This is a genomic window from Thauera propionica, assembly GCF_002245655.1.
GTDB lineage: Bacteria > Pseudomonadota > Gammaproteobacteria > Burkholderiales > Rhodocyclaceae > Thauera > Thauera propionica.
Window position 1 is genome coordinate 1 of the sequence record NZ_NOIH01000047.1, and the last position, 1,697, is coordinate 1,697.

Annotated in this window: 1 protein-coding gene; it reads left to right on the plus strand. The window is 63.8% G+C overall.

Annotation, left to right across the window (positions count from 1 at the left end):
• Window positions 1-128 precede the first annotated feature (128 nt).
• Window positions 129-1,574: an IS5 family transposase gene (locus CGK74_RS18495; RefSeq protein ID WP_094269828.1), complete on the plus strand. Its 1,446-nt coding sequence runs from the start codon at window positions 129-131 to the stop codon at window positions 1,572-1,574.
• Window positions 1,575-1,697: the final 123 nt, after the last annotated feature.

A 1,697-nucleotide genomic window follows, 5' to 3' on the forward strand; every position in this document is an offset into this window, starting at 1 on the left:
AGTCGCCCCTGAATAATCCCCCACCTTCTTTCCTCACGCGGGCTGACACCGATTTTGGCCTTGCCTGATCTCCCAGTTTCCAGTGCAATCACGCTCAGTTTCTGGAAGATTTTGAGAGCTCACTCCCGATGACCACCCCGGACTTTTTCCGCGCTCGGCTGGACGCCATGATCGATCTTCGCCACCCGCTGGCGGTCCTGGCCACGCGGATGCCGTGGGCGCAGATTGAGGCGGCGCTTGCGCCCTGTTTGACTCGCAAGGATCGTCAGGGCCGCGCGATCGAGGGTGTTGATCTCTTCGGCCCGACGACACACGTGGTGGGTGCGGGCACAAGTGCAGCGGGACGACCGCGCCTGCCGATCCGGTTGATGGTGGGCTTGTTGTATCTCAAGCATGCTTTCGGCGAGAGCGACGAGACCGTGGTTCAGCGCTGGGCCGAGAACCCTTACTGGCAGTTCTTTTGCGGGAGCGCGTACTTCGAGACCCGCCTGCCGTGCGACCCGAGTGGCCTGACGCGTTTCCGTCGTGTGCTCGGTGATGCCGGGGTTGAGGAGTTGTTGGCCAAGACGATCGAAACTGCAGTCTCGATCAAGGCGATTGCCCCCAAGGATCTGGAGCGCGTCATCGTCGACTCCACGGTGCAGGAGAAGGCCATCGCCTATCCCACCGACAGCCGGCTGCTCGATGTAGCCCGCCGTAAATTGGTGCTGCTCGCCAAGCGGGCCGGTCTGGTGCTGCGCCAAACCTTCGACAAAGAAGGGCGCAGCCTGAAGCGACGGGCCGGCGGTTATGCGCACGCCAAACAATTCCGGCGGCTGCGCGGTGTGCTCAAGCGTCAGCGCACGATTCTGGGTCGCGTGATGCGTGACTTGGCACGGCGTCTGCCCGCACTCCCCGAGGACATGCAGCCCATCGTCACGCGTTGGCTCGAGCGCGCTCGACGCATTCACACCCAGCGCCCCAAGGACAAGAACAAGCTCTACGCCCTGCACGCCCCGGAAGTGGAGTGCATCGGCAAGGGCAAGGCGCGCCAGCCCTACGAGTTCGGAGTGAAGGTGGGCATCGCCACCACTGAGCGGGGGAACCTGATCGTGGGCGCACGGGCGTTTCCCGGCAATCCGTATGACGGCCATACCCTGGCCGAGCAGCTCGAACAGGCGACGATCCTGATGCAGGACGTCAAGGGCGCCCCCAAACCACACACGGCCATCGTGGATCTGGGCTATCGAGGGGTCGAGGTGCCCGGGGTCGAGATCATTCACCGCGGGCGGATCAAGCGCCTGAGTGCCCACGCGCGGCGATTATTGAAACGGCGCCAGGCCATCGAGCCGGTGATCGGGCACCTGAAGGATGACTGCGGCTTACGACGGAACTGGCTCAAAGGGGCCGAAGGCGATGTGCTGCACCCGGTACTGTGCGCGGCCGGCTACAACCTGCGCTGGCTGCTGCGGGCGGTGACCCGCCTGGGGCTGAAGGCCCTGTTTGTGTTCTGGATGTTGATCGGGATGCTTGGGCGGGTGGTCAGCGACGCACCAGCCTGCCCGCAGAATCAGCCGCTGAAAGCGGGAAATTGAATATTTCAGGGCCGACTACAAAGCCTGCTCCAGCGCGTCGAGGACGAAATCGGTCTGCATGGTGCGACTGACGCGCCAGCCCACGATGCGCCGGGCGAACACGTCGATGACGAAGGCGACATA

Coding starts and splice junctions, on each gene's coding strand:
- CGK74_RS18495 (WP_094269828.1), top strand. CDS start 129: ATGACCACCCCGGACTTTTTCCGCGCTCGGCTGGACGCCATGATCGAT.